The sequence below is a fragment of the Streptomyces sp. SID12501 genome (assembly GCF_010550245.1).
Lineage (GTDB): Bacteria > Actinomycetota > Actinomycetes > Streptomycetales > Streptomycetaceae > Streptomyces.
Genome location: NZ_JAAGLU010000789.1, coordinates 1 through 421, shown reverse-complemented (window position 1 = coordinate 421; position 421 = coordinate 1). Strand labels below are relative to the sequence as shown.

1 protein-coding gene is annotated in these 421 nt (G+C 75.1%); it reads right to left on the bottom strand.

Annotated elements, in window-relative coordinates; genetic code table 11:
* On the bottom strand, positions 1-421 hold a 421-nt coding region (locus G3I71_RS48465), incomplete at both ends, for a ribonuclease H-like domain-containing protein (RefSeq protein ID WP_203733208.1).

Genomic DNA, 421 nt, shown 5'->3' with positions numbered 1-421 from the left:
GACGGCGCGACGCCCGCCTCGGACAGGCGCGCGAGCAGCCAGTCGCGCAGGCCGAGCGTCGAGTCGCAGTCGTAGTGGTTGTAGACCTCGATGGCCCGCACGCGCTCGGACCACTCGTCGAGGCGGCCCGCGTCGCGCGCCGCGACGGCCTCGGCGTACTCGACGATCGAGTCGGCGGCCCTCCGCACGCCGTCGCCGCGGCCCGTGGCCATGTACAGCGGCTCGAGCTTCTTCAGCGAGTACGAGCGCTGCCCCGTGCGGACCCCCGCCTTCACCGCCGCGTACAGGTCGACGAGCACGCCCTCGCGCAGCAGCGCGTCGACCTCCGCCTCACCCTCGCCGTGCCGGGCCGCGAGCCGGCGCAGCGCGGTCTTCTCGTACGGCGCGTAGTGGTAGACGTGCAGGCCGGGGTGCCGCGCGC